The sequence below is a fragment of the Amycolatopsis sp. NPDC041971 genome, assembly GCF_055588925.1.
On the sequence record NZ_JBVJCE010000024.1, the window covers coordinates 81,419 to 105,732 of the forward strand.

Sequence of the window (24,314 nt, forward strand, 5' to 3'; positions counted from 1 at the left end):
GGTCTTCACTGGTGGCAGGAGGTGATCGTCATCAACACGACACAACGGACTACACCGGACACGCGGCTGCTCGACGCCTTGAGCTCCGAAAGCTCGTCGACGCGGCTTCAGGCGGCCCTGGCGGCCGGGACGCATCCGGACGTCCGGTTCGTCGACGCGCTCATGGCCCGGTGCGCGATCGAGCCGGACTTCTTCGTGCGGGACATGCTGACCTGGGCGTTGACCCGGCTCCCGGCGGAGAGCACGGTGCCGTCGCTCCTGGCGGAGCTCGGTTCCGAGGTCCCGCAGGCGCGGAGCCAGGCGTTGCACACGCTGTCCAAGATCGGGGACGTCACCGCGTGGCCCGCGATCACCCGGTCGCTGCTGCACGACGCCGACGACGAGGTCGCCCGGAGCGCGTGGCGTGCCGCCGTCGTCCTCGTCCCCGACGGGGAGCGGGAACGGCTGGCCGTGGACCTGGCCGCGCAGTTCGGCCGCGGCGACCGCAAGGTACGGCTGAGTCTCAGCAGGGCACTCGTCGCGCTCGGTGACGAGATCGAGCCCGCCCTGCGGACGGGCCTGGCGAGTGCCGACCCGGAGGTGCGCGTGCACGCCCGCGCCACGGAGCGGCTCCTGCGCGACCCGGACGCCGACTTCGACCCTGCCGTCGACGAGGCGAAACGGATCGTCGCGCTTGGCCCGGAACGAGCAGGGAGAGCGTGAATGCTGATCGGTGAGGTGGCGCGCCGCTCGGGGGTGAGCAGCCGGATGCTTCGGCATTACGACTCCCTCGGGCTGGTGCGGCCGACCGGCCGCACCGTCGGCGGCTACCGCGAGTACGCCGAGGAGGACATCCGCCGGATCTTCCATGTGGAAGCCCTGCGGTCCCTCGGCTTGTCGCTGCGCCAGATCGGACGTGCCCTGGAGGATCCCGCCTTCGAGCCGTCCGATCTGGTCGGTGACCTCATCCGGCGGACCGAGGAGCGACTGAAGCGGGAACAGGAATTGCTCGACCGGCTCCGTGCGGTGGACGCTTCGGCGCCGCTCGGCTGGGAGGGTGTCCTGCGCATCGTCGAGCTGCTCCACGGCCTCAACTCGCCCCATGCCGCGCGACGCCAGCAGACCGTCCTGGTTCCGGCCGAAGACCTGCCGGTGCCCACCGAACTGCTGGCGGAGGCGGTCCTCTCCGAAGCCGACCTGAATGTCGCCGGCGCCCTGCGGTGGGCCCTGGCGCGGGCGGGTGGTGACGGGGTGGCGAGCCTGGCGGCCGGTGCGCGTTCGGAGAACGTCGACGTCCGGCGGCGCGCGATCCTCGCGATCGCCGGGATGCCCGGCGACGAGGCGACCGCCGTGCTGACGGAGGCGCTCGGCGACTCGGATACGACGGTCCGCGGCCGTGCCGCGCTGGCCGTGGGTTCGCGTGGTGAGACCGCGGCCGTGCCGTCACTCGTCCGCATGGTGGTCGAGGGCACCCTCGACGTCGAAGCGGCCGAGGTCCTCGGAATCCTGGCGCGCGACGCCGGCCGCGCGGACCGGATCATGAGCGCGCTGGTCGACGAGCTCGCCGCCCCCACCGCGGACTCCGCGGCGCGGATGCGCCTGACCCAAGCCCTCGCCGAGATGCCGCCCGCTCTCGCACGGGACGTCCTGCGGCGCCTGGCCGAAGACGATGACCGCGCCGTCGCCCTCCTCGCCTCGGCGCTCAGAGGCCTGCTCGGACCTGGTGAGTGAGGTGGCCGGGGCCATCGGGAGTCCGTGAAGGCCTCCTTCACTACCCTGAGGGTCTCGGAAAGTTTGCATAACCCCCGGTCAAGTGGGTGGCGGAGGCGGGTTCGTCATAGTGGCCTGGCACCTTCTCGACTGTCTACAGGGACACTTCCGGGGTGCCTCGGTGCTGGGGGTCGGGGGGGGGGGGGGGGGGGTTTTCCCCCCACCCCCCCCCCCCCCCCCCCCCCCCCCCCCACAAAAACCACACCCTCCCTCTCGTTTCTTTTTTGGTCTTTTCTTCTTTGCTCCCCCCTCCCCCCCCCCCCCCCCCCCCCCCCCCCCCCCCCCCCCCCCCCACCGCGCCTGAGGGCAGTGAAAGAGGCCTTCACGGCCCGTCGCTGTGATCACTGTGGCGGCAGTGAAGTCACGCCGCGGTTCCGGAGTCCGTACAGGCCTCCTTGAGGGCTCAGCTCGAATCTCCACTCACGACCGGCGACGCCGCGTGTTGCGAAAGCGGCTTTCGCAACACGCCAGGTGGCCTTGCCGCTCACTGGCCCGACCCATCACCTCCCGATCCCGCGGCCGCGTCGAAAGGAGCCCGGTCGAAGATGATCCGCAGTTCCACGATCTTTCCCTCCCGCACGGTCAGCAATTCGGCTCCGGGTGCGCTCGCCACCGGCAGGGTGGCTGTGTCGTACATGAGCAACGCCGTCGTTTCGTCCCCGAACGCGGAAAGCAGGGTCGAGCCGGTCAGGATCTCGGTGAACGGGCCCATGAACCCGCGGAACGCCTCCGCGCCGGAAAGGCGACCGGCGGGCGTGAGGCAGACGATGTCATCGGCGACGTAGCTCATCGCCTTCTCGAAGTCCTTGCCCGTCCACGCACGGTGATAGGAGAGCGCGACATCCAAGGCGGGACTGGTCATGATGGTTCCTTTCGTCGATCTTCACCCCGTCAGACACCACCTCCGCCCGGAACGGAACGGTGCGCCGCGAAAAAGGCCGTGACAGGATCGCGCCCGTGAGGACAACGGGCACGGAGGACTTCCGCGAGCTCACCGACACCTATCGGCACGAGCTTCACCTGCACTGTTACCGGATCCTCGGCTCCCTCACCGACGCCGAGGACGCCGTCCAGGAGACGCTCCTGGCCGCTTGGAAGGGCCTCGACGGCTTCGAGGGCCGCTCGTCGCTCCGCACCTGGCTGTACCGCATCGCCACCAACCGCTGCCTCAACCTCCTGCGGACCGCGGGCCGCCGTCGTCCACCCGAACCGGTGCCGCCGTTCGACCCACCGGCGCCGAGCCGCCGCGGCGAGGTGACCTGGTTGCAGCCGTATCCGGACGAACTCCTCGAGCACGTCGCCGACAGTGAGCCCGGCCCCGAAGCGCGCTACAGCACCAGGGAGGCAGTCGAACTCGCCTTCGTCACCGGACTCCAGCTCCTCCCGCCGCGACAGGCCGCCGCGCTCGTACTGAGGGACGTCCTGTGCTTCTCCGCCGCTGAGGTCGCGAGCATGCTCGGCACCACCGAGACGGCGGTCAAGGGCATCCTTCAGCGCGCCCGCGCTTCTCTCGACAAGCATCGTGACGGCGCGGGCCACCGCCCTTCACCTCAGGAACGCGAGCTGACCAAGCGGTTCGCCGACGCCTTCACCTCGGGCGACCTCGACGGCGTCCTCAGCCTGCTCACCGACGACGCCTGGCTCGCCATGCCGCCGGCACCGCACGAGTACCACGGTCTCGAAGCGATCGCCGGTTTCCTCCGCGTCACCATGGCCATTCCCGTGAGGGCTTTCACCATGACGCCCACGCGGGCGAACCACCAGCCCGCGTTCCTCTGCCGCCACGGCGAGACACCGGCAGGGCTGATGGTCCTCACCCTCGACGGCGACCGAATCCACGCGATCACCCGGTTCCTGGATGAGAAGTATTAAGGGACAAGGTGGCGTGGTCGGTGCGGGTGGTGGGGGGGGGGGGGGGGGGGGGGGGGGGGGGGGGGGGGGGCGCGAAACCCCCCCCCCCCCCCCCCCCCCCCCCCCCCCCCCCCCCCCCCACCCCCGGCACCGAAACGACACGTTTGCCCTCCTCCTCAAGGAGTAACCCGCGGAGCGCGCCGATGCCGGCCACCGGCGCGTGAGTCCACAAAGGACAAGCCAACACCGCCGTCCCCGGGCTCACGATAGCGGTGGTCGCACCCGTCCGAGGTGTTCACCGGGAGAACCGAAAAGATGCGCCGCCCCGTGTGCCCGCTTGAAGTACCGGTGCGCCGGATGTTCCCAGGTGATCGCGATCCCGCCGTGCAGCTGGATCATCTCGCCCGCCACCGTCGTCAACGCTTCCGAGCAGTGCACCTTCGCCACCGAGGCCAGCCTGCTCGACTCCGGAGCCGCGTAGGCCGCCGAACGCGCGGTCTCGACCAGAACGTGAAGATCGGCCATCCGATGCTTCAGCGCCTGGAAGCCGCCGATCGGCCTGCCGAACTGGTGCCGCTGCTTGCTGTACTCCACCGTCAGCTCGAAAGCGCGTGCGGCGGCTCCGGCCTGTTCGGCGGCCAGGACGGCGCACGCGACGTCGCGCAGCTCGCCGAGGTCGGCCGAACCGATCAGCCGGGCGGGGGCGCGGTCGAAGCTCACCTTGGCCAGTCGCCGGGTTTCGTCCATCGCCGGAGTCCGGACACGGCGGGCATCGGAGACCTCGTACAGCGAACCGCCGGCCACGACCAGGAGGATCTCGGCCTCGTCACCATGGAGGACGTAGTGCGCTTCACCCTCTACAACGGAGTCGACGACGCGGCAAGCAGGCTCGCTCCAAGAGCCCTCTTCATCGGTCCAAGCCACCGCGCCGACGACACCTTCGGCGAGGCGGGGGAGCAGCCGCTCGCAAGCCTCGTCGTTGCCGGTGGCCAGGACCGCGTGCACGGCGAGGACGGCCGAACCGAGGAACGGGACGTCGGCGAGGACCCTGCCCAGCTCTTCGGCGACCACCTGCAGTTCCACCGTCCCGGCGCCGAGCCCGCCGAACCGTTCGGGGACGGCCAGCGCCGCCACGCCGATCTGTTCGCACAGTTCCGGCCAAGGATCCGCTTCCCGGTCGAGCAGTTTCCGCACGCTGTCCCGCAGCGCGTCCTGCTCGGCGGTGAACGTCATGACAGCACCCGCTCCCGGTGGAACCGGGGCGTACCCCACGCGCCCACCAGCGCGCGGACCCTGGTCAGCCGCAGGCCGAGCGCGTGTTCCGCGGTGTAGCCGATCGCGCCGTGCACCTGCAGTCCCGTCCGGGCGGCGAGATGCGCGGCGTCGCCGCACGCCACCTTGGCCGCGGAGACGTCACGCCGGTCCAGGGTCACGGCCGCGCCGAACAGCAGCGGTTCGGCCAGCGCGAGCCCGGTCGCGACGTCGGCGAGCAGATGTTTGACCGCCTGGTAGCCGCCGATCTCACGTCCGTACTGCTTGCGTTGCGCGGCGTACGCCACGGACGTGTCCAGCAGCCACCGTCCCGCGCCCAGCAGTTGCGCGGCGGTGGCGAGGACGCCCAGTTCGAACGCGCGGTCCTCGTCGAGCGCCGTGCCGAGATCGTCACCCGTCACCGGCGGGAACAGTCGCCGCGAACCATCCACAGAGGACAGGAGCGGGCCGGGGGTGAACGCGCGCAGCCTGCCGTTCTCGACGGCGAGACGCGCGTCCGCGATGTCGGAATCCAAGGCATACGGAACATGCGGCGCGAAAACCACCGACGCCAGTGTCTCTCCGGAGGAGACAGAGGTCAGCAGTTCGTCGTCCAGCAAGGACGGCAGGATGGCCACGGTGTCGGTCCATGGCCCGGGAACACAGTGGTAGCCGAGCCGTTCGAAGCCGACGGCCAGATCCACCGGGGTGGCGCCGAGCCCATCGTACTTCTCGGGGACGGCCAGTGCGGTCACGCCGAGTTCCGCCAGCCGCCGCCAGATCTCAAGGCCGGGGCAGGGATCGCCCGACGCCCAGGACCGGTTGGCCGAATCAGTGTCCACACTGGACAGGAGGTCGTGCAGGCTGCGGCAGAATTGCTCCTGCTCACCGGCGAGCGTGAACCTCATCGAGCCCCCTTCGGCAGGCCGAGCAGCCGTTCGGCGACGATGGACCGCTGGATCTGGTCGGTCCCGCCGTAGATCGGGCCCGCCAGGGAGAACAGCCAGCCGTCGCTCCAGGGGCCCCGCAGTTCGGCGTCCGGGCCGAGGTTGTCGAGCGCGGTTTCGTGCAGGGTGACGTCGAGACGCGACCAGAACAGCTTGTTGACACTCGATTCCGGGCCGAGCTCGGCACCGTCGGCAAGACGGGTGACCGTGCCGAGCGTGTACAGCTGGTAGGCCCGCGCGCCGATCCACGCGTCGGCGACCCGGTCCGCGGTGTGCGCGGGACGTCCCGCGTCGTGCCAGAGCGAGACCAGCCTGTCGGCCGCGGCGAGGAACCGGCCGGGACTGCGCAAGGACAGGCCGCGTTCGTTGTTCGCCGTCGTCATCGCGACCCGCCAGCCCTCGCCCGGCGTGCCGATCACGTCCTCGTCGGGGACGAAGACGTCGTCGAAGAAGATCTCGGCGAATCCCGGTTCGCCGTCCAGCTGAGGGATCGGCCGGATGGTGACACCCTCGGCCCGCAGATCCACCATGAGATAAGTGAGACCCTTGTGCCGCACCGAATCCGGATCGCTGCGGAAAAGGCCGAACGCCCGGTCGGCGAAGGTCGCCCGCGAACTCCACGTCTTCTGCCCGCTGACCCGCCAGCCGCCGTCGCAGCGGGTGGCGGTGCTCCGGAGGGCGGCGATGTCACTGCCGGCCTCGGGTTCCGACCAAGCCTGCGCCCAGACCTCTTCCGAGCGCGCCATCTTCGGCAGGATCCGGCGTTGTTGTTCTTCCGTGCCATGGGAGAACAAGGTGGGCGCGAGCATGAAGATGCCGTTCTGGTTGACCCGCAGCGGCGCTCCGGCCGCGTAGTACTCCTCCTCGAACAGCACCCACTCCAGAAGGCTCGCGTCCCGCCCGCCGAATTCTCGCGGCCACGAGACGACCGAGAGGCGGGCTTCGGTCAGTTTCGCTTCCCACTCGCGGTGTTGCGCGAACCCTTCGGCGGTATCGAAAGATTTCAGTGGCTCGGCGGGAACGTTCGCGACGAGCCAGGCACGGGCCTCGTCGCGGAAGGCGAGCGTGCGCTCGTCGAGATCGAGGTCCATCACGAGGTCCTGTTCGCGTCTCGCATCGAGCGCGCGTCCTGTCCACCCAAGGAATCGCCGCCGGACACTTCGGCGTTGTGCGCGTGCGCGAAATGATGCAGCCCGAACACAGAGTCCATTCCGGACCGAAGACCCATCAGATCCTCGGCTTGGTTCACGGCCTTCTTGGCGAGCGCGAGCCCCATTCTCGGCATCACCGCGATCTTCTCGGCCAGCGCCATCGTCTCGGTTTCGAGGTCGGCGCGCGGGACGACGCGGTTCAACATGCCCCAATCCTTCGCCTGCTGCGCGGTGAAGCGTTCACCGGTGAACAGCACCTCCTTGGCCGCGCGCGGACCGAGGACCCACGGGTGCGCGAAGTACTCGACACCGGGAATTCCCATGCGCACCACGGGATCGGCGAAGAACGCGTCGTCGGAGGCCACGATCATGTCGCACACCCACGCCAGCATCAGCGCGCCCGCGATGCACGCGCCCTGCACGCTCGCGATGGTCGGCTTCGGAATCTCGCGCCATCGACGGCACATGCCGAGGTAGACCTCGGATTCGCGGGCGAACCGCTGGTCACCGCCTTCCGCGCCGACGTGGTCCCACCACAGGACCGCCTTGCGTTCGAAGGAGACGTCCACGTCGCGTTCCGGAGTCCCGATGTCGTGCCCGGCGGAGAAATGCTTGCCCGCGCCGGCCAGCACGATCACCTTGACCTCGGGATCGTCGACGGCGCGGGTGAACGCGGCGTCGAGCGCGTAGGTCATCGCCGAGTTCTGCGCGTTCCGGTACTCCGGCCGGTTCATCGTGACGACGGCCACCGGCCCGCGTCGCTCGTACTCGACGGTCATCCGTTCTCCTCCCGCAACACGCGTTTCAACACCTTCCCCGACAGATTCCGCGGAAGCTCCGCCACGAACTCGATGTACCGGGGGAGCTTGTAGTTGGCCAGATCGCGTTTGCAGTGCGCCAGGACGTCCCCGGTGGACAGTTCGGCTCCGGGGCGAAGCCGGATGTAGGCCTTGCCCGCCTCGCCGTACACCGCGTCGGGAACACCGATCACCGCGGCTTCCGCCACGCCGTCCAGCCGGTCGAGCGTCTGCTCGATCTCGGCCGGGTACACGTTGAATCCCTTGCAGACGTACATGTCCTTGATCCGGTCGACGATCCGCAGATAGCCTCGTTCGTTGAGCACACCGACATCGCCGGTGTGCAACCAGCCTTCGGCGTCGATGGCTGCCGCCGTGGCGTCCGGATCGTCGAGATAGCCGAGCATCACGTTCGGCCCGCGTAACAGGACCTCGCCGTGCTCACCGAGTTTCACCTCGAAGCCCGCCGTCGCGCGGCCGGAGAAATGTGCCACCAGCTTCGCGTCGTCTTCGGGGCGGGACATCGTGGCCACCACGGCTTCGGTGAGCCCGTACGCGGTGAGCACGGTGTCGAAACCCAGCTCCGTCCGCATCCGCTCGACCAACGCGACCGGTACGGTGGCGGCGCCGGTGACGGCGAGCCGGAGGCTGGACAGATCGTGGTTCGCCCGTTCGGGCGCGTCCAGCAGCACCTGGTAGATCGTCGGCGCGCCAGGGAGCACCGTGACGCGCTCGGTTTCGACGAGTCGCAGAGTTTCCCGGACGTCGAAAGTGCGCTGGGGCAGGATCGTCGCACCGCGCAGGATGGCCGCGAGGATCCCCGCCTTGTAACCGAAGCTGTGGAAGAACGGGTTGATCACGAGGTAGCGGTCTTCCTCGGTCAGCCCACCGCAGTCGGCCCAGGCTTCGGCGACGCTCAGTGCCTGCCGGTGGCTGCTCATCGCGCCCTTGCTGCGGCCGGTGGTCCCGGAGGTGAACAGGATGTCGCTGACGTCGCCCGGTTTCGCGGGACTGACGAAATCGCTGTCGAGACCGGACAGGGCATCCCATTCCGTGACGCCGTCGTCAGGCTCTTCGACGCCTTCAACCGGGATGCGCAAGACGGTGCCGGGACGGGAGGGGCCGAGCTCCGCCAGCCGATCCGTGCCGAGGAAAGTGCCGGTGATCGCCAGCGCGGAAACCTTCGCGCGTTCGAGGACATCGACGGTCTCGCGGGCGGTGAAGCGGGTGTTGACCGGGATGAGCGTCGCCCCGGCGTACAGCGCGCCAAGCCCGGCGACGACCCAGTGCCAGGTATTGGGGGAGCAGATCGCGACCCGTGGGTGGCCTTCGAAGAACCGCGCCGCCTGGCGCACCCGCCAGGCGAGTTCGGCATAGGTGAGCCGGACCTCGCCGTCGACGAGTGCTTCCCGCCCGGCGAAGCGCTCCGCGGCCCTGTCGAGCGCCGCCGGAACGGTTCCTTCGACCATTGAGACTCCCTAGCAAGTGCTTGGTAGGGTAGCCTACGCAGCAGGCTCTGGTTTGGCTAGAGGAGGCGGGCGTGGCTCAGGACGGTTTCCGCGACCGTGTGCGCACCTGGCTGGCGGACAATCTGCCGTCGGAACTGCGCGGTTTGGGTGGTCCGGGGCGGGAGCACGAGGCCTTCGACGAACGCGTCGAGTGGGAACGGCGGCTCGCCGCCGCGGGATGGACCTGCGTCGGCTGGCCGGTCGAGCACGGTGGCCAGGGCGCGACCCTCGAACAGCAGGTCGTCTTCCACGAGGAGTACGCACGAGCGGGTGCGCCGGCCAGAGTCAGTCACCTGGCGCAGGAACTCCTCGGCCCGACCCTGATCGCGTTCGGCACGCCGGAACAGCAGAAGCGGTTTCTGCCGCCGATCGTGGCCGTCGAGGAACTGTGGTGCCAGGGCTACTCCGAACCCGGCGCCGGTTCCGATCTCGCGGCCGTGTCGACCACCGCGACCCTCGAAGGCGACGAGTGGGTGTTGAACGGTCAGAAGGTGTGGACGTCTCTCGCGCAGGTGGCCGACTGGTGTTTCGTGCTAGCCCGCACCGAACCCGGTTCGAAACGCCACAAAGGACTGTCCTATTTGCTCGTTCCGCTGCGGCAGCCCGGGGTCGAGGTCCGCCCGATCCGGCAGCTCACGGGGACTTCCGAGTTCAACGAAATCTTTTTCGACGGCGCCCGCACGGCGAAAGACCTCGTCGTCGGCGAGCCCGGCGAGGGCTGGCGGGTGGCCATGGGCACGCTCGCGTTCGAGCGGGGTGTCGCGACGCTCGGGCAGCAGGTCGGCTTCCGCCGTGAACTCGAGGAACTCACCAGGATCGCCCCGGACGACCCGGTGATCGCCGAGCGGCTCGACCGCGCCTGGGTCGGCCTGGAAGTCATGCGGGCGCAGGCGATCCGCACCCTCGGTGACTCGTCGCCGGGGGTGGCCGAAGTGTCCAAACTGGTCTGGGCGAACTGGCATCGCGGTCTGGGAGAGCTGGCGATGCTCGTCCGCGGCGCGCGGGGCATGCTCGCGGAAGACGGGCTCGACGCCTGGCAACGGCTCTTCCTCTTCACCCGTGCCGACACGATCTACGGCGGTTCCAACGAAATCCAGCGCAACGTCATCGCCGAGCGAGTGCTCGGCCTGCCAAGGGAGGTGCGACCGTGATCCCGGTGCCGAAGTACCCCGAGGGGGCGAACCTCCTGCGGGACAAGGTGGTCGTGGTGACGGCGGCGGCCGGCACCGGAATCGGTTCCGCGGTGGCGAAACGCGCCTTGGAGGAAGGCGCCCGCGTCGTGATCAGCGACTGGCACGAGCGACGTCTCGGCGAGAAGGCGGCCGAACTCGGCGACGTCCAGGCGATCCCCTGCGACGTCACACAAGAAGAGCAAGTACAAGCACTCATCGACGGAGCCGCCGCGCGCTACGGCCGGGTCGACGTACTCGTCAACAACGCCGGACTCGGCGGTACGAGGTCCATTGTGGACATGGCCGACGAGGAATGGGCCAGGGTCATCGACGTGACCCTCAACGGCACGTTCCGGGCGACGAGAGCCGCGGTGAACCGGTTCATCGCGCAGGGGGACGGCGGGGTGATCGTCAACAACGCGTCCGTCATCGGGTGGCGCGCGCAGGCCGGGCAGGCCCACTACGCCGCCGCGAAAGCGGGTGTCATGGCGCTCACCCGATGCGCGGCCGTCGACGTCGCCGAACACGGTATCCGGGTCAACGCCGTCGCACCGAGCCTGGCGATGCATCCGTTCCTGGCCAAGGTGACCAGCGAGGAACTGCTCACCGAGCTCACCGCGCGCGAGGTCTCCGGGAGGGCGGCGGAACCGTGGGAAGTGGCGAATGTGATGGTGTTCCTCGCCAGTGAGTACTCGTCGTACCTCACCGGCGAGGTCGTTTCTGTCAGCTCCCAGCACGCGTGAGGCCTATCGGCGGAGCAGAGGGGACTGTGACCATACGCGTGAACCCGCCCGGCCGAAGGCCCCGCGATCGCGGTGGCAGGGCGCCTTCTTCGCCGGACGTGACATGACTTACCATCCAGCGCCCTGCCGACGTCGATCGCGGTCGCGGGTTCACCACCACCAGATGATGAGGTATCGATGAAGTCCAGTACCGGGTCCCGCCGCGCCGAACTGCTCGCACTGGCGGCGAAGCTGTTCGCCGAGCGCGGCTACGTCTCCACCACCGTGCGGGACATCGCGGACGCGGCCGGCATTCTTTCGGGCAGCCTTTATCACCATTTCGACTCGAAGGAGTCGATGGCCGACGAGATCCTGACCGGATTCCTCGACGAACTCTTCGGTGCCTACGCCGAGATCGTCGCGCAGGGGAAAGGGCCGCGGGAAACGCTCGAAGCCGTCGTCGTGGCGTCGTTCGAATCCATTCACCGGCGGCCCGCCGAGGTGGCGATCTACCAGTCCGAGGCGAAGCACCTGACGCAATTGCCCCGCTTCGACTACCTCACCGACCGCAACACCGAATTCCGCAAGCTGTGGAACGGGATCCTCACCGACGGCATCGCGGCCGGCGTGTTCCGCGAGGACCTCGACGTCGAACTCACCTACCGGTTCATCCGCGACACCGTCTGGGTGGCGGTGCGCTGGTACAACCCCGGCGGCACGCTGAGCGCGGACGACGTCGCGCAGCAGTACCTCGGGATCCTGCTGGACGGCATCGCGACCAAAAGGAGGCGACGTGGCTGAATCGACGAGCCCTCGGCGGGAAGACGTGCCTCGGGCTGAAGCTTACGTACTGGACGCGGTCAGGACCCCCGTCGGCAAACGCGGTGGATCCCTCAGTGGCGTCCATCCCGCCGATCTCGGCGCCCACGTCATCCAGGCCGTCGTCGAACGAGCGGGTGTCGAGGCCGACCTGGTCGACGACGTCATCCTCGGCTGTTGCGACACGCTCGGGCCGCAGTCCGGGAACATCGCGCGGACGGCGTGGCTCGCGGCGGGCTTCGGGCACCACGTGCCGGGCGTGACGATCGACCGGCAGTGCGGTTCGAGCCAGCAAGCCGTGCACTTCGCCGCGCAGGCGGTGTTGTCCGGGACGATGGATCTCGTGCTCGCCGGCGGTGTGCAGAACATGAGCGCCATCCCGATCGGCGCGGCGATGCTGGCGGGGCGCGAGTACGGCTTCGAAGACCCGTTCTCCGGCTCGGAGGGCTGGCAGGAGCGGTACGGCAGCGTCGAGGTTTCGCAGTTCCGCAGCGCCGACATGATCGCCGAGCACTGGGATCTGACCCGCGAAACGATGGAGGAGTACGCCTTCCGCAGTCATCGGCGGGCGATCGCGGCCATCGACGAAGGCCGGTTCGCCGCCGAGATCGCGCCGTTCGCCGGTGCCGCCCTGGACGAGGGACCCAGACGCGACACCAGTACGGCGCGGATGGCCGGGCTGAAACCGCTGAGCGACGGTTCGCGCATCACCGCGGCCGTGGCCAGTCAGCTCTCGGACGGTGCCAGCGCGACGCTCCTCGCGTCGGAGAAGTTCGTCGAGGAACACGGTCTCACCCCGCGCGCCAGGATCCACCACCTTTCCGTGCGGGCGGCCGATCCGGTGTGGATGCTGACCGGGCCGATCCCGGCGACCGCGCACGCGTTGCGGAAAACCGGGCTGAGCATTGACGACATCGACCTGTTCGAGGTCAACGAGGCGTTCGCGAGTGTCGTCCTGGCGTGGATCGAGGAGACGGGCGCCGATCCCGATCGCGTCAACGTCAACGGCGGCGGCATCGCGCTCGGTCACCCCATCGGGGCGACCGGCACGAAACTGTTCGCCACCCTGCTGCACGAACTCGAACGGCGAGGCGGACGCTACGGGCTGCAAACGATGTGTGAGGGCGGCGGTACGGCGAACGTCACGATCATCGAGCGGCTTTGACACCCCACACGCCGAGTGCCAACGCGCTGAACGTCGCGCCCAGCAGGCAGACGCCGGTCCAGCCCGCGACGGCGTAGACGGCCGTCGAACTGATGGCTCCGACGCCGCTGCCGACCGAGTAGAAGATCATGTACCCGCCGATCAGCCTGCTCCCGGCGTCCGGGCGCAGCGGGTAGATCAGGGTCTGGCTCGAGACGTGCACGGCCTGGACGGCGAGATCGAGCAGGATCGCGCCCGCCACCAAAGCCCACAGTGACACGCGGATGAAACCCAGCGGCATCCACGACAGCAGGAGCAGTCCGAGCGCGAGCCCGGTCGTCCACTGCGCCCGGCCGCGGTCCGCGAGCCGTCCGGCGGGCGCGGCCGCCAGCGCGCCCGCCGCCCCGGCGAGCCCGAAAGCGCCGATGGCGGTGTGCGACAGGCCGTCGTCGCTGAGCGGCAACGCGACCGAACTCCACAAGGTGCCGAACGCGGCGAAGATCAGCAGCGCGAGCGTGCCGCGCTCTCGGAAAAGGGGTTCTTCGGCGAAAAGCGACAACGTGGAACGCAGCAGCCGTCCGTAGTTCATGGTCTTTCCCCCGGCTGTGGCGGGAAGTACGCGGTACAGGACGATCGCGATCAGCACGGTCACGGCCGCCGACGCGACGTACACCGCGCGCCAGCCGGCGAGGTCGGCCAGCGTGCCGGACACCGTGCGCGCGAGCAGGATCCCGAGGACGACGCCGGTTGTCACGAGACCGACCACGCGGCCGCGTTCGGCGGGCTCGGCCAGCGAGGCCGCGAACGCGACCAAGAGCTGCGTGACCACCGCGAGCACACCGACCGCCGCCATCCCGGCGAGCAGCACCACGCCGTTCGCGGCGGCCGCGGCGACCAGTTCGGCGATCGCCAGCAACGTCAGCAACCCGACGACGAGCCGCCTCCGGTCGAGCAGGTCGCCGAGCGGGACCAGCAGGAACAGGCCCAGCCCGTAGCCGAGCTGGGTGAGCGTGACGATGCCGCCGACGGTCGACGCGGCGATACCGAGCTCCGCGCCCATGGTGACGAGCAGCGGCTGGGCGAAGTAGATCGTGGCGACGGCCGTCCCGGCGGCCACGGCGAACAACAGGACGACCCCGCGGTGCACGAACCCTCCAAGTGGTTTCAACTTGCTACCGCTCGGACGGTAGAGCATCCTGGTTGTAAGATGCAACCATGGTGAAGCGGACGACGTTCGACGAAGCTTCGTGCCCGGTGGCGCGCTCGGTCGACACGATCGGCGACTGGTGGTCACTCCTGATCGTGCGCGACGCCTTCGACGGCGTCCGCCGGTTCGGTGAGTTCCAGCGCGGCCTCGGCGTCGCGAAGAACATCCTGTCCGCGCGGCTGCGGGCGCTCGTCGGGCACGGGGTGCTCGACGTGGTCCCGGCCTCGGACGGGAGCACCTACAACGAATACGTCCTGACGCCGAAGGGCCGCGACCTGTTCCCGGTGATCGTCGCGCTGCGGCAATGGGGCGAGGCGCATTTCTTCGCCGAGGGGGAACCGCGGTCGGAATTGGTGGACCGCGACGGCGGACGTCCCCTGCGCGGACTCGAGGTCCGGGCGTCGGACGGGCGTGTCGTCGGGCCGGACGAGACCGTGGTGGTGAAGGCGACGAACTCGTGAGCGTTTTCGTCACGACAGCGCGTGAAGGACCCCTTCATGTACCTCACACGACCTCCTGTTGTCAGGCAGACGCTCACCGGTCCGTGAAGGCCTCCTTGAGGGACCCAGAGTCCCTCAAGGAGGCCTTCACGGACCGGCTACCTGGCACAACACTTGCGGTGAAAGTCCTCATGGCTCCGGGTATGGATCGGGGAGCCCGGAGGGCGGGGTCAGACGGAGCCCGAATCACCGTCGGTCCGGCTCCTCCCGGCGTCCCCAAGGGGGTGGCGGTGGGCGCGGAGGCCCGGCGACCCACCGCCACCTGAGGGACCGCGGCCGCCGCGCGCGGCCCCGGTCCGATCGCGCTCCCGGGTCACCCGGCGGGAACGCGAGCCCAGGGCATCCTTTCCGGGGCGGGAACGGCCTCGGTCGGGGTGTCGGACAGGAAGTCCCGTTCGAACGGGGCCAGGATGTCCTCCCCGATAGGCGTCGTCGCGAACGAAGGAGCAGCGGGGGCGGGGAACACCGGCTCGGGCACCGGCAGCCGCCGGTCGAGTTCGGCGGTCCAGTGGATCATCGCCTTCGGCCGGTCCCAGCCCGCCGCGCCGATGAGCCTTCCGTCGCGGACGAAACCGGTGACCCCGTCGGAGAGTTCGATCGTGTCCTTGCCCAGCGACGGCATCCCGGCGGTCTGCAACCGCGCGTCGTACAAGGAGGACCAGGCGCGGGGGAGCGGCGTGTACGGTCTGGCGTTGCCCCGGCCCAGCATCAGGCTTTCCGCCGCCGCGCGTCCGGATTCGACGCCGTTCATCCAGTGCTCGACCCGCCGAGGCGTTTCGTCGATGCGCAGGTTCGGCCATTTCGCGACGTCGCCGGCGACCACGACGTCCTCCGCCCCGACGGCGAACAGGGTCGATTCGCACAGGACGCCGTCGTCGATGGTCAGTTCCGAGCCGCGCAGCCAGTCCACGGCCGGCACGCTGCCGATCGAGAGCACCACGCAGCTGGCCACCAGGAACTGGTTGTTGGTCAGATGCAGTCCGACCGTCTCCTTGGTGCTGATCCAGTTCCGCACCTCGGTGTTCATCGCCAGCTTGGCGCGATGGTGCTGATGTTCCTTGGTGAGCGCCGACGCGATCCGCTCCCCGAAGCGGTGCAAAGGCGCCTTCGCGTGACCGATGAGCGTGACGTCCCGGCCCATGTACCGCATCGACGCGGCGAATTCGTTCCCGATCAGGCCGCTGCCGATCACCACGACGGATTTGTTGCTGTTCCCCAACGCCCGCCGCACGGCCAGTGAATCCTCCACGGTGCGCAGCACCCGGACGCGGGGGTCGTGACGCGGCGAGCCGGGCAGGTGCCGGGGGTGGACGCCGGTCGCGACGATCAGGCCGTCGTACCAAAGGGATTCCCCGCCCGGCAGGTGCACCGTGCGCTCCTTCGTGTCGAGCCAGGTCGCACGGGTGCCGAGCCGCCAGTGGACATCCAGGTCGAGGTACGGCTCCAGGCTCGCGGCCACCGGTTTCACCCCGCCGGTGATGAGTTCCTTCGACACCATCGGCCGGTGGTACGGCTTGCGCGGCTCGTCGCCGACCAGCACGATCTCGCCGTCGAAACCGAGTTCCCGTAACCGTTCCGCGGAGCGGAAACCGGCGACGCCGGCACCGACGATGACGATCCGATCTCCGTCACTCATCGTCGTGCGCCCCTTCTCCCTTGACTCTGATGGCCTGTTTCGGGCAGAGCCGGGCGGCGGAGATGGCCTGGTCCAAACCGTCCCGGTCGACCATCCGGCGGATGCGGAGCTTGCCGTCGGGCCCGATCTTGAAGGTGGCGGGTGCTTCCGTCTCGCAGAAGCCGAAGATCTCGCACCGCTCGTTGTCGACGCTGACGCGAGTGCCGCGCCGTACGCTTCCGAAGATCATTTTTCGTTTCTCCAAGTCATCAGACCAGTTCTTCGACCAGGCCCAGCCGTTCCAGGTACCGGGTCGGCGTGAACCGCAGCGCGGTCAGCACCACGACGGGGACCAGCAGCGTGATCCCGCCGAACCACAGGAGGCCGAGGTGCCCGTTGGCCATGGCACCGAAGAAGGCGTGCAGCGCGGTGATCGCGACCGCCGGGTAGGCGAGCCGGTGGATCCACAGAAAGCGCCGGTAGGAGCTGAACCGGCTGATCCCGCCGGTCAGCGCGACGGCGACCATGATCTCGAGCCCGAGGACGCCGAGTTCGTGCCGCGCCAGCGTGCCCGGCAGGAGCGGGATGGTGATCTGAGCGAGCGTGAAGCCGTCGGGCAGGAACAGGAACGACATCGCGTGCACGACGCCGAACGACAGCGTCAGGATGCCGAGCACCATATGCGAGTTGCGCAGCGTCTTCCGCCCGGTCAGCGACTTGATCCAGCCGGTCGCGGTGAACACGCCCCAGCACAGGGTGAGGCACATGAAGCCGTACGAGATCCGGGCGGAGGTCTGCGCCATGCCCTTGATACCGGTGTCGGTGTCCGTTTTCCGGGTCAGGACGATCACCACCTCGGACCATTGGTCATACATTGATCTCTCCTGGGGCACTGGGAACCGGTTCGGCGGCGGCCGCGCGCTCGCGGGTCCGGGTGTTCTTGCCACGCAGCGTTCGGAGGGCGTAGAACAGCCCGCCGCCGAGCACCACGGCGAGCAGCAGGCCGAGGACGAAGTCGCCGAAGCCGACGTCCATCGCGGCGTTGGCCGCATTCGACTGCGGCACCCGAGCCTCCGGCAGCAGCGTCTGGTCGACGACGCCGGTGCTCTCCAGCAGGGTCATATGCCGCAGCACCGCCTGGTTGGCCGTGGTGGCGTAGTCACGGACGACGTCGTTGCGGGTCCCGGCCCTGACCTGGGCGATGACCGGGAACAGCACCCCGTGCGCGTACCGGAGCCGGTTCGCGAAGATCCGGTCGAACTCGCTGTCGTCGCGGGCGGTCTTCATCTCGCCGAGCCACGCGGACTGCTGATCCGACGGTTCGCGCGGAAGGGTGATGCCGAAACGGTCGGCGATGGCGTGCGTCGCGGTGTCGAGCCTGCCGTGGTCGATCATCAGCGTCCGGCCGACCTCGCGGGTCCGCTTGCTCTTCCCGCGTTCCTGTGCCCACATCCCGGCGGGCATTTCCCACAGTCCGGCCAGTTTGACGTTGACGATCAGGTTCTTGTCCGCCGCGGAGAGTTCTTGGGCGTGCGCGTCACCGATGGGGCCGAGCAGCGTCACCGCGGCCATGGTCGACAAGACGAGCACCACGCGGAAGAATCGGCGGGAGAGGTCAGATGCCGAGGTCATCGGCCTGCCAGGTGTCCGCGGTGAGCAGCACTTTCGTCCCGTCCGGCTTGGCGGGGAACCACGCGTCGTCGACACCCTGCCCGCCGGTGTTGCCGGGCATCATGTCGTCGGCGTTGCGGTAGAGCGGCCAGCCCGCGAGCGTGACCTGCTTGCCGCCGTCGTCCCTGGTCACGGTGCCGACCAGGGCGCGATCGATCCCGGTCACCACGAGATCGCCGTCCGCCTTGGCGGGAATCCAGGTCCGCGAACAGGTTTCGGTGCATTTCGATTTCGGCGGGTCGACCGAGTCCTTGTCGTAGCGGTAAAGCGTGAAGCCGTTGGTGTCGGTGACGATCGGCCCGAGGTCGAACAGGATCGCCGCCGTGACACCGGGCGCGGCTTCGGCCGCGGGGTCGGGCATTCCCGGGATTTCCGCCGCTCCGGCGGCCGGGGCCGCGCCCGGAGAGCCGTGGGGTCCCGCGGTTCCGGTGGTGCAGGCCGCGGTCAGCGTGATCACGGCCAAGGTGAGGGTCAGCGGTATGACCGAGCGTGACACGGGGTTCACGAAAATCCTCCAGTCGGGGCAGAGGAGAACGCCATCACCGCGGGGAGATGGTGTGCAGGCAGGTTCGACTCCACTGTGGACACTCGTGATCCACAGTGGATTCGGCGATGCGGGGGACAGCGCCGGGTCGGGGCCTTCGGTAGTGGATACGGTCACGAGTCGGGAACGGTTCAAAAAACTTTCCCGTGCTCGGAAAACGGGGCAGGAACGGTTTTGCTACTGGACGTATCGCCCCCGCGCCCACAAAGATGTGCCGCGTGGGACGCCACTCTCGGATACTGCAGCCAAAAGTCGATCATGAACCCGCGTCGAACGGGCATGACGACCTCATCAGGGCGTTGTACCAGGAGTTCGGATCGAGCCTGATGGCGTTCGTGCTGAAGCTGACCGGCCACGATCGCCAGTGGGCCGAGGACGTGGTCCAGGAAACGCTCATCAAGGCGTGGCGCAACGCCGGCAAACTCGACCGGCAGCCGGAAATGCTGCGTGCCTGGCTCTTCACCGTGGCCAGGCGCATCGTCATCGACGGCTGGCGGAGCCGGAGCGCCCGCCCTCAAGAGGTGGAGGAACTGGAGTCGGATTCGATCGGAGTGCCGGACGAATCGGAGAAGACGCTCGCGGCCATGATCGTTTACGAGGCCCTGCGCAATCTTTCCCCGGAACAACGTGAAGCCGTCCAGCAGACCTACTTGCGTGACCGTACCGTGAACGAGGTCGCGGCGACGCTGGGGGTTCCGCCGGGTACGGTGAAATCGCGGATCCACCACGCTGTGCGGGCGTTGCGCAGGGCGTTGCAGGAGCGGGGGTGAGCGAGGTGTCCGGAACCGTCCACACGGATATCGCCGCCTACGTGCTCGGCGTCCTCGGCGAGGAGGATCACGCGAGGTTCGAGGCGCATCTGCTGGAGTGCCCCGAGTGCCAGGTCGAGTTGGTGGAGATGTACCACCTGCCCGACATCCTGGACATGGTCAAGAAGAGCTGGCCGGATCCGCCCGTGAAGGGGCCGGGGCCGCGGGTGCTGCGGATGCTGCTCGCGGACGCCGCCAAGGCGGGCCGCCGGCGCAGGATCGTCCGGCTCGCGACGGCCGCCGCCGTACTCGTGCTCGTCGTCGGCGGCCCGCTCACCGTTTTGTCGCTCACCGACCGTGAACCGGTCATCACGCAGGCCGCGCCCACCGTCGTCACGTCGGTGGTGCCCCCGCCGCCCTCGTCCCGGGAACGGGACGCGGGCCCGGACGGCGGCGCCGCCCCGTTCGGCTGGTCCGAAGCGGGCAACGCGGTCGCCGCCGAGGTCACGGTGCAGGAGAAGGAGTGGGGTAGCGCCGTCGAACTCGAACTGCGCGGCCTCATCGGCCCGATGGTCTGCCAGCTCTTCGCCTACTCCCACGGCGGAGAGGCGTACGTCGTCAACAACTGGAGCGTGCCGTCCAAGGGATACGGCGTTCCCGGTTCCCCGGATCCCCTTGTCATCACCGGTTCGACGGCGTTGCGGAAGGCCGACATCGAACGCTTCGAGGTGCACAAGCAGGACGGCACCGTACTGGCCATCGTGCGCCGCTAGTCTTATAACGTAAAGATAACGACGAGATCGCTTTTTGAACCGCCTCCCGGCTGGAGCCGTATCTCCCGGTAGCCGGATGTCCCTCGGCGAGCGAACGGAAGGTTCGCCGCGCATTGAGGAATCCGGGTATCCGACAACGGCGTGGCTCATGCCTGGGCGCGAGTGTTTCGCGTGCCGGGAAACGTAATGAGGTGAGCAAGTCAATGGCACGAAACCAAGGGCGCCATCGCATCGCCCGCAGGACCAAGATCGCGACCGCGTTGTTCGGCCTGTCGATCGCGGTCGGCGGGCTGGTGGTGTCCACCACGACCGGCGACCCCGACAGTGCCGCCGCGGACGAGGTCGACAAGTCGCAGTTCGTGGACATCACCGAGGTCCGGCCGAACGTCGACAAGCCGGAGCCGGGCCGGAACGCCTCCACGGGCTCGTTCACCGTCGACTGCGGCAAGAACGAGAACGGGCATTTCAATCCCGACAACTTCATCGCGCAACCGGGTGTCCGCAACGGTGCCCAGCATCTGCACGACTACGTCGGAAACCTTTCCACGAACGCGGATTCGGACAACGACAGCCTGCTGGGTGCCGGCACCACCTGTGAGAACGGTGACGAGTCGACGTACTTCTGGCCGGTGGTGCGGATCGACACCGCGGAGGAAGCCGAAGGGCGGCAGGGCCGGCGGAACCAGGATCGGCGGCAAGGCGGCCGGGACCAGAACGACAACCAGAATCAGCGGAACGAGGCTCAACTGGAAGAGCCGAACGCGGACAACGAACTCGCCGGCAACGACGGGGAGATCCAGCGTCCCACGGTCGTGGACATCACCTTCAAGGGCAACGCCCAGGAGAAGGTACAAGAGATGCCGAAGTTCCTCCGGATCCTTTACGGTGACGCGAAAGTCACCACCAACGGTCCCGCCGACGCGCGGGCGAGCTGGACCTGCGCCGGCTTCGAGAACAGGGTGATCAAGCAGTACCCGATCTGTCCCGAAGGCAGCGACGTCAAACGGGTGCACACGTTTCCGAGCTGTCTCGACGGCGACAACATCGACAGCGAGAACCACCGAGACCACATCAGGTACCCGGACGAGAACGGCGAATGCGCGAACGGCCTCACCGCCGTCCCGGAGCTCACCATCTCACTGACCTACGAGATTCCCCGGCGGATCCAGGTCAATGGGCAGTACAAAGTGGACTCGTTCCCCGAGGAGGACCACAACCCCTTCTCCGATCACGACGATTTCGCGAACGTGATGTCGGACCAGATCATGGACCGGCTCGTCGATTGCGTCAACGAAGGCCGAAAGTGCCGCGAATGACGCCCTGAAACGGAAGCAGGAACCTGCGAAGAGAAAGGAAGATACTCCGGCCCGGCGGGTCCCCCCCCACACCTCACCCACCCGCCGGGCCGGCCCTACCCGGAAACCGATCGACACAACTGAAGAACGCTCCGCAAGCGTTCACCCGCCCTGTCGGCGGCTTCCCGAGGGAGGCTCACCGGCGGGGCTCTTTCGGTAGGTTGGCGGTATGGGTGAGCAGAAGGACCGCATGTTGCGCGGTGAGCTGTACCGGGACAACGACCCTGAACTGGTCTCGGACCGCAGGCGTGCGCAGACGCTCGTCGACCGGTTCAACGGCACGGGTGTCGAAGACACCGGTGAGCGGGACACTGTGCTGCGTGAGCTGCTGGGCAAACTCGGCGAGGGTTCCTGGATCATGCCGCGGTTCCAGTGCGACTACGGCTATCTGATCGAGATCGGCGCCAACAGTTTCCTCAACTACGACGCCATCCTGCTCGACTGCGCGCCGATCAAGATCGGCTCCGACTGCTCGATCGGGCCACGCTGCCAGCTGCTGACCGCGCTGCACCCCATGGAGGACCACGAACTGCGACGGGCTCGCTGGGAATCGGCCGCGCCGATCACCATCGGGGACAACGTCTGGTTCGGCGGCGGCGTCATCGTCTGTGCCGGGGTCACCGTCGGCGACGACACCGTGGTGGGCGCGGGGAGTGTGGTCACCCGCGACCTGCCGTCGAAGGTGTTCGCCGCGGGCAACCCGGCTCGCGTCATCCGGGAGCTCTGAAATATCCGAGTGGCTACCTGTCCACCGGCGTGATCCGGGTGCGCCGGCTGTGCTCGAACACCATGGAGGTGCGCACGTCGGCCACCTCGGGACGTTCGGTCAGCTTGTCGATCACGAAGGCGTAGAGACTGTCGTTGTCGGGGACCGCGACATGCAGGATGAAATCCTCGGTCCCGGTGGTCACGTAGAGCCCGACGAGATCGGGAAGGGCGTTGACCCAGTTCCGGAAGCCTTCGATGTTGCGGCGCGAGGGCGGGCGCACCCGCACCGCGATGAGCGCCTGCACCCCGCGGCCGATCGACGGCAGGTCCACGTCCAGCAGCGCGCCGCGGATCACGCCGCGTTCCCGCAGCCCGCGGGTGCGGTCCAGCGCGGTGGTCGGCGAAACGCCCACGGCGGCGGCCACTTCACGGTTGGTCTTCCGTGCGTCCGACTGGAGTTGCGCCAGGATCGCCTTATCAAGTTCGTCCAGTCGTGCCATCTCGACCCTTTCACCGTATGAAGTACGAGCACGGTGGACTGTACTCGTATGTCCTCTTAGCTTGACCTTGTTCATCCGTTGATGTGAGCAGGAGATCAGCTGAATGTCCGAGTACGGTACGGCCATCGGATTCACCCCCGACGAGATCGATCCCACCGCGTCGACCCGATCGGCCCGGTTGAAGTGGGTGATCGTGGTCAACAGCGAGCTGCCGCCCGGCCGTGCGGTGAACGCGGCGGTCTGCACCGCCGTCGCCACGGCGAAGTCCGTGACGGGTCTCTTGGGAGGCGAAGCGGTCGATGCCGACGGCGAGCACTACACGGGTTTGCCCTGGGTCGGCTGCTCGATTCTGTCGGCCGACGCGGAGAAACTGCGGGCCATCCGTGCCAAGGCCGCCGCCTCGCCGGGCTGCCACGTCGCCGACATGCCCGCCGTCGCCCAGCAAATCCGCGTCTACGCCGATTTCCTCGCGACGATGAAGGAAATCCCGACCGAGGAGCTGGACTTCTGCGCGATCGGCATCGTCGGCCCGCGCAACCGGATCGACAAGCTGGTCGGGAAGCTGCCGCTGATGCCGTGAGCGGTGGCCGTTCGGTCCAGGTGGTGGGGGGGGGGGGGGGGGGTGGTGGGGCGCAGAAACAACCCCCCACCCACCCAACCCACACCCACCCCCACACCCCCCCCCCCCCCCCCCCCCCCCCCCCCCCCCCCCCCCCCCCCCCCCCCCCCCCCCCCCCCCCCCCCCCCCCCCCCCCCACGCCGCTTCAGACATCGAGGAGGTCCCGCAGCGCTTCGGTGAATTGGGCAGGATTACGTTGCGGCGCCAGATGCGCCCCGGGCATCTCCGTGAACGGCAGGCCCAGTTCGAGCGCGAGGACCTTCGCGGGCTGGTAGTGGTAGCGCCCCCGGCTGCCGACACCCGCGACGGGGACGATCTCGGTCCTCGTCTTCCGCAGCGCCCGCAGATCGGGAAGGTAGTCGAGGATCTCGGCCAGTTCGCGGCCGAAGAGCCGTTTCCAGTCCTCCTCGTTCGGCAGCCGGATCGCGCGCAGTTCGGGCAGCGCGGCGCCGGCGATACCGTCGGTGAACCGTTTGAACGCCCCCATGAGGTCGCCCGCCTGCGCGAGCCGGACCTGCGCGTTGGCCTCGTCGAGCCAGCCGAGCGCGTCCGGCAGCAGCTGGATGGCGGGGGGTTCGTGGGCGACCAGCACGGTCGCCGCGTCCGGGTAGCGGGCGACGAGGTCGAGACCGATCATGGCGCCCGCACTGGTCCCGAACACGCTGGCCGGCCCACCGCCGACGTGCTGAAGGACCGCGTGGGCGTCGTCGGCCTGCTTCGGCACACTGACCGGGCCGGTGCTGGTGTCGGTGCTGCGGAAGTGGCCGCGCCGGTCGTAGGTGACGACGGTGTAGTCGTCGGCGAGCAGCTTCGTCATCGCCCGGAAGGTGTCCGCCGAGCCCAGCCCACCGGCGATCAAGAGCAGAAGCGGCCCTTCGCCGGTGCTGCGGACGTACAGCTCACCGTCCTCGACCGGACAACGACTCTCCGAGATCATGGCCGAAGTCAAGCACAGGGCGTTC

Annotated in this window: 27 protein-coding genes; 13 read left to right on the forward strand and 14 right to left on the reverse strand. The window is 68.6% G+C overall.

What is annotated here, in order from left to right; translation table 11 throughout:
• The first annotated feature begins 21 nt into the window (after positions 1–21).
• Positions 22–702, forward strand: coding sequence for a HEAT repeat domain-containing protein (locus tag ACZ6DT_RS35820; protein WP_465603563.1), 681 nt, complete (start codon positions 22–24; stop codon positions 700–702).
• A complete protein-coding gene (locus tag ACZ6DT_RS35825; RefSeq protein WP_465603564.1) occupies positions 703–1,710 on the forward strand; it encodes a MerR family transcriptional regulator in 1,008 nt (335 codons plus the stop codon). It begins immediately after the preceding gene.
• A gap of 523 nt (positions 1,711–2,233) precedes the next feature.
• Here ACZ6DT_RS35825 and ACZ6DT_RS35830 read toward each other — a convergent pair.
• Positions 2,234–2,611: a nuclear transport factor 2 family protein gene (locus ACZ6DT_RS35830; RefSeq protein ID WP_465603566.1), complete on the reverse strand. Its 378-nt coding sequence runs from the start codon at positions 2,609–2,611 to the stop codon at positions 2,234–2,236.
• A gap of 59 nt (positions 2,612–2,670) precedes the next feature.
• Between ACZ6DT_RS35830 and ACZ6DT_RS35835 the strand changes: the two genes are divergently transcribed.
• Positions 2,671–3,621, forward strand: a complete 951-nt coding sequence (locus tag ACZ6DT_RS35835; protein ID WP_465603567.1) for an RNA polymerase subunit sigma-70 — start codon at positions 2,671–2,673, stop codon at positions 3,619–3,621.
• Positions 3,622–3,861: 240 nt separating this feature from the next.
• Here ACZ6DT_RS35835 and ACZ6DT_RS35840 read toward each other — a convergent pair whose 3' ends face one another.
• From ACZ6DT_RS35840 to ACZ6DT_RS35860, 5 genes are read right to left on the reverse strand one after another with little or no spacing between them, the layout of a single operon-like run.
• Positions 3,862–4,833, reverse strand: a complete 972-nt coding sequence (locus ACZ6DT_RS35840) for an acyl-CoA dehydrogenase family protein (protein ID WP_465603569.1) — start codon at positions 4,831–4,833, stop codon at positions 3,862–3,864.
• Entirely contained in the window at positions 4,830–5,759 is a 930-nt protein-coding gene (locus ACZ6DT_RS35845; RefSeq protein WP_465603571.1) for an acyl-CoA dehydrogenase family protein, read from the reverse strand. The genes ACZ6DT_RS35840 and ACZ6DT_RS35845 overlap by 4 nt, the downstream gene beginning before the upstream one ends.
• Positions 5,756–6,889 carry an acyl-CoA dehydrogenase family protein gene (locus ACZ6DT_RS35850; protein ID WP_465603572.1) on the reverse strand — a complete coding sequence of 378 codons (1,134 nt, stop codon included), beginning with the start codon at positions 6,887–6,889 and terminating at the stop codon, positions 5,756–5,758. The genes ACZ6DT_RS35845 and ACZ6DT_RS35850 overlap by 4 nt, the downstream gene beginning before the upstream one ends.
• Positions 6,889–7,728 (reverse strand): enoyl-CoA hydratase, encoded by an 840-nt coding sequence (locus ACZ6DT_RS35855; RefSeq protein WP_465603574.1) that lies wholly within the window; start codon positions 7,726–7,728, stop codon positions 6,889–6,891. Before ACZ6DT_RS35855 ends, ACZ6DT_RS35850 begins: the two co-directional genes overlap by 1 nt.
• On the reverse strand, positions 7,725–9,215 hold the full coding sequence (locus ACZ6DT_RS35860) for a FadD3 family acyl-CoA ligase (protein WP_465603576.1): 1,491 nt from the start codon (positions 9,213–9,215) through the stop codon (positions 7,725–7,727). Before ACZ6DT_RS35860 ends, ACZ6DT_RS35855 begins: the two co-directional genes overlap by 4 nt.
• Positions 9,216–9,286: 71 nt before the next feature.
• Here ACZ6DT_RS35860 and ACZ6DT_RS35865 point away from each other — a divergent pair, with 71 nt between their 5' ends.
• The 4 genes from ACZ6DT_RS35865 to ACZ6DT_RS35880 all read left to right on the forward strand — a co-directional run bounded on the left by ACZ6DT_RS35865 (position 9,287) and on the right by ACZ6DT_RS35880 (position 13,132).
• Positions 9,287–10,405, forward strand: a complete 1,119-nt coding sequence (locus tag ACZ6DT_RS35865; protein WP_465603578.1) for an acyl-CoA dehydrogenase family protein — start codon at positions 9,287–9,289, stop codon at positions 10,403–10,405.
• Positions 10,402–11,169 carry an SDR family oxidoreductase gene (locus ACZ6DT_RS35870; RefSeq protein WP_465603579.1) on the forward strand — a complete coding sequence of 256 codons (768 nt, stop codon included), beginning with the start codon at positions 10,402–10,404 and terminating at the stop codon, positions 11,167–11,169. Before ACZ6DT_RS35865 ends, ACZ6DT_RS35870 begins: the two co-directional genes overlap by 4 nt.
• 177 nt (positions 11,170–11,346) lie before the next feature.
• The gene (locus ACZ6DT_RS35875; protein WP_465603581.1) at positions 11,347–11,949 is read left to right on the forward strand and encodes a TetR/AcrR family transcriptional regulator; all 603 of its coding nucleotides are present in this window, start codon (positions 11,347–11,349) and stop codon (positions 11,947–11,949) included.
• Positions 11,942–13,132 carry an acetyl-CoA C-acetyltransferase gene (locus ACZ6DT_RS35880; RefSeq protein WP_465603583.1) on the forward strand — a complete coding sequence of 397 codons (1,191 nt, stop codon included), beginning with the start codon at positions 11,942–11,944 and terminating at the stop codon, positions 13,130–13,132. Before ACZ6DT_RS35875 ends, ACZ6DT_RS35880 begins: the two co-directional genes overlap by 8 nt.
• Here ACZ6DT_RS35880 and ACZ6DT_RS35885 read toward each other — a convergent pair.
• On the reverse strand, positions 13,116–14,258 hold the full coding sequence (locus ACZ6DT_RS35885; protein ID WP_465603584.1) for an MFS transporter: 1,143 nt from the start codon (positions 14,256–14,258) through the stop codon (positions 13,116–13,118). The genes ACZ6DT_RS35880 and ACZ6DT_RS35885 overlap by 17 nt on opposite strands.
• Positions 14,259–14,326: 68 nt before the next feature.
• Here ACZ6DT_RS35885 and ACZ6DT_RS35890 point away from each other — a divergent pair, with 68 nt between their 5' ends.
• Entirely contained in the window at positions 14,327–14,779 is a 453-nt protein-coding gene (locus ACZ6DT_RS35890; protein ID WP_465603586.1) for a winged helix-turn-helix transcriptional regulator, read from the forward strand.
• 352 nt (positions 14,780–15,131) lie between these two features.
• Here the strand turns inward: ACZ6DT_RS35890 and ACZ6DT_RS35895 are convergent, their stop codons facing one another.
• Genes ACZ6DT_RS35895 through ACZ6DT_RS35915 form a run of 5 tightly spaced genes read right to left on the reverse strand, consistent with a single transcriptional unit; the run spans position 15,132 to position 18,600 of the window.
• Positions 15,132–16,454, reverse strand: a complete 1,323-nt coding sequence (locus tag ACZ6DT_RS35895; protein ID WP_465603588.1) for an NAD(P)/FAD-dependent oxidoreductase — start codon at positions 16,452–16,454, stop codon at positions 15,132–15,134.
• Positions 16,447–16,683: a ferredoxin gene (locus ACZ6DT_RS35900; protein ID WP_465603590.1), complete on the reverse strand. Its 237-nt coding sequence runs from the start codon at positions 16,681–16,683 to the stop codon at positions 16,447–16,449. Before ACZ6DT_RS35900 ends, ACZ6DT_RS35895 begins: the two co-directional genes overlap by 8 nt.
• Before the next feature lie 19 nt (positions 16,684–16,702).
• Positions 16,703–17,308: a ferric reductase-like transmembrane domain-containing protein gene (locus ACZ6DT_RS35905; RefSeq protein ID WP_465603592.1), complete on the reverse strand. Its 606-nt coding sequence runs from the start codon at positions 17,306–17,308 to the stop codon at positions 16,703–16,705.
• Positions 17,301–18,065 (reverse strand): DUF4142 domain-containing protein, encoded by a 765-nt coding sequence (locus tag ACZ6DT_RS35910; protein ID WP_465603594.1) that lies wholly within the window; start codon positions 18,063–18,065, stop codon positions 17,301–17,303. Before ACZ6DT_RS35910 ends, ACZ6DT_RS35905 begins: the two co-directional genes overlap by 8 nt.
• A complete protein-coding gene (locus ACZ6DT_RS35915) occupies positions 18,049–18,600 on the reverse strand; it encodes a hypothetical protein (RefSeq protein ID WP_465603596.1) in 552 nt (183 codons plus the stop codon). Before ACZ6DT_RS35915 ends, ACZ6DT_RS35910 begins: the two co-directional genes overlap by 17 nt.
• A gap of 266 nt (positions 18,601–18,866) precedes the next feature.
• On the opposite strand from ACZ6DT_RS35915, the gene ACZ6DT_RS35920 reads away from it, so the two are divergent.
• The 4 genes from ACZ6DT_RS35920 (at position 18,867) to ACZ6DT_RS35935 (ending at position 22,252) form a co-directional block, all read left to right on the forward strand.
• Positions 18,867–19,418: a sigma-70 family RNA polymerase sigma factor gene (locus tag ACZ6DT_RS35920; RefSeq protein WP_465603597.1), complete on the forward strand. Its 552-nt coding sequence runs from the start codon at positions 18,867–18,869 to the stop codon at positions 19,416–19,418.
• Positions 19,415–20,170 carry an anti-sigma factor family protein gene (locus ACZ6DT_RS35925; RefSeq protein ID WP_465603599.1) on the forward strand — a complete coding sequence of 252 codons (756 nt, stop codon included), beginning with the start codon at positions 19,415–19,417 and terminating at the stop codon, positions 20,168–20,170. The genes ACZ6DT_RS35920 and ACZ6DT_RS35925 overlap by 4 nt, the downstream gene beginning before the upstream one ends.
• 203 nt (positions 20,171–20,373) lie before the next feature.
• Entirely contained in the window at positions 20,374–21,486 is a 1,113-nt protein-coding gene (locus ACZ6DT_RS35930) for a DUF1996 domain-containing protein (protein WP_465603601.1), read from the forward strand.
• 208 nt (positions 21,487–21,694) lie between these two features.
• Positions 21,695–22,252: a sugar O-acetyltransferase gene (locus ACZ6DT_RS35935; RefSeq protein ID WP_465603602.1), complete on the forward strand. Its 558-nt coding sequence runs from the start codon at positions 21,695–21,697 to the stop codon at positions 22,250–22,252.
• A gap of 13 nt (positions 22,253–22,265) precedes the next feature.
• Here ACZ6DT_RS35935 and ACZ6DT_RS35940 read toward each other — a convergent pair whose 3' ends face one another.
• Positions 22,266–22,733, reverse strand: coding sequence for an Lrp/AsnC family transcriptional regulator (locus ACZ6DT_RS35940; protein ID WP_199745424.1), 468 nt, complete (start codon positions 22,731–22,733; stop codon positions 22,266–22,268).
• A 103-nt stretch (positions 22,734–22,836) separates the two neighbouring features.
• On the opposite strand from ACZ6DT_RS35940, the gene ACZ6DT_RS35945 reads away from it, so the two are divergent.
• Entirely contained in the window at positions 22,837–23,313 is a 477-nt protein-coding gene (locus ACZ6DT_RS35945) for a DUF2000 domain-containing protein (RefSeq protein WP_465603603.1), read from the forward strand.
• A gap of 184 nt (positions 23,314–23,497) precedes the next feature.
• Here the strand turns inward: ACZ6DT_RS35945 and ACZ6DT_RS35950 are convergent, their stop codons facing one another.
• Positions 23,498–24,289, reverse strand: coding sequence for an alpha/beta fold hydrolase (locus tag ACZ6DT_RS35950; RefSeq protein ID WP_465603604.1), 792 nt, complete (start codon positions 24,287–24,289; stop codon positions 23,498–23,500).
• Positions 24,290–24,314 lie beyond the last annotated feature (25 nt).

What these genes read in the sequence shown, in the direction of transcription:
- ACZ6DT_RS35825 (WP_465603564.1), top strand. Translation starts at nt 703, where the DNA reads ATGCTGATCGGTGAGGTGGCGCGCCGCTCGGGGGTGAGCAGCCGGATG.
- ACZ6DT_RS35830 (WP_465603566.1), bottom strand. Translation starts at nt 2,611, where the DNA reads ATGACCAGTCCCGCCTTGGATGTCGCGCTCTCCTATCACCGTGCGTGG.
- ACZ6DT_RS35840 (WP_465603569.1), bottom strand. Translation starts at nt 4,833, where the DNA reads ATGACGTTCACCGCCGAGCAGGACGCGCTGCGGGACAGCGTGCGGAAA.
- ACZ6DT_RS35845 (WP_465603571.1), bottom strand. Translation starts at nt 5,759, where the DNA reads ATGAGGTTCACGCTCGCCGGTGAGCAGGAGCAATTCTGCCGCAGCCTG.
- ACZ6DT_RS35850 (WP_465603572.1), bottom strand. Translation starts at nt 6,889, where the DNA reads ATGGACCTCGATCTCGACGAGCGCACGCTCGCCTTCCGCGACGAGGCC.
- ACZ6DT_RS35855 (WP_465603574.1), bottom strand. Translation starts at nt 7,728, where the DNA reads ATGACCGTCGAGTACGAGCGACGCGGGCCGGTGGCCGTCGTCACGATG.
- ACZ6DT_RS35860 (WP_465603576.1), bottom strand. Translation starts at nt 9,215, where the DNA reads ATGGTCGAAGGAACCGTTCCGGCGGCGCTCGACAGGGCCGCGGAGCGC.
- ACZ6DT_RS35875 (WP_465603581.1), top strand. Translation starts at nt 11,347, where the DNA reads ATGAAGTCCAGTACCGGGTCCCGCCGCGCCGAACTGCTCGCACTGGCG.
- ACZ6DT_RS35890 (WP_465603586.1), top strand. Translation starts at nt 14,327, where the DNA reads ATGGTGAAGCGGACGACGTTCGACGAAGCTTCGTGCCCGGTGGCGCGC.
- ACZ6DT_RS35895 (WP_465603588.1), bottom strand. Translation starts at nt 16,454, where the DNA reads ATGAGTGACGGAGATCGGATCGTCATCGTCGGTGCCGGCGTCGCCGGT.
- ACZ6DT_RS35900 (WP_465603590.1), bottom strand. Translation starts at nt 16,683, where the DNA reads ATGATCTTCGGAAGCGTACGGCGCGGCACTCGCGTCAGCGTCGACAAC.
- ACZ6DT_RS35905 (WP_465603592.1), bottom strand. Translation starts at nt 17,308, where the DNA reads ATGTATGACCAATGGTCCGAGGTGGTGATCGTCCTGACCCGGAAAACG.
- ACZ6DT_RS35910 (WP_465603594.1), bottom strand. Translation starts at nt 18,065, where the DNA reads ATGACCTCGGCATCTGACCTCTCCCGCCGATTCTTCCGCGTGGTGCTC.
- ACZ6DT_RS35930 (WP_465603601.1), top strand. Translation starts at nt 20,374, where the DNA reads ATGGCACGAAACCAAGGGCGCCATCGCATCGCCCGCAGGACCAAGATC.
- ACZ6DT_RS35935 (WP_465603602.1), top strand. Translation starts at nt 21,695, where the DNA reads ATGGGTGAGCAGAAGGACCGCATGTTGCGCGGTGAGCTGTACCGGGAC.
- ACZ6DT_RS35940 (WP_199745424.1), bottom strand. Translation starts at nt 22,733, where the DNA reads ATGGCACGACTGGACGAACTTGATAAGGCGATCCTGGCGCAACTCCAG.
- ACZ6DT_RS35945 (WP_465603603.1), top strand. Translation starts at nt 22,837, where the DNA reads ATGTCCGAGTACGGTACGGCCATCGGATTCACCCCCGACGAGATCGAT.
- ACZ6DT_RS35950 (WP_465603604.1), bottom strand. Translation starts at nt 24,289, where the DNA reads ATGATCTCGGAGAGTCGTTGTCCGGTCGAGGACGGTGAGCTGTACGTC.